Origin of the sequence: Psychromonas aquatilis, assembly GCF_038155185.1 — a bacterium.
Lineage (GTDB): Bacteria > Pseudomonadota > Gammaproteobacteria > Enterobacterales > Psychromonadaceae > Psychromonas > Psychromonas aquatilis.
The window spans coordinates 1-212 of record NZ_JBAKAZ010000424.1 but is presented as its reverse complement, the minus strand read 5'-3'; the positions used below and the strand labels follow the sequence as shown (position 1 = coordinate 212).

At 40.6% G+C, this 212-nt stretch carries 1 pseudogene; it reads right to left on the bottom strand.

From position 1 onward, the window contains the following. Window positions 1–212: pseudogene (locus V6256_RS16025) on the bottom strand (biotin/lipoyl-binding protein); the annotation flags it as partial.

Here is a 212-nt window from a genome sequence, read left to right as displayed (position 1 = left end):
ATTTCTTTGCTTCAATTGACTTGCGCGGCTGGAGTCTTTCTTTGCTGTAGTTAATTGCGCTGTTAACGAATCAACTTTATTTTGAAATGGAAGAGGATCAATCGTTAATAAGACGTCACCTTTTTTCAAATGCGTATTTGCTTGTACATTAACAGAAAGAACCGTTCCGCGAACTGCTGGCACAACTGGTGTGGTTACAAAGTAGCCACGAC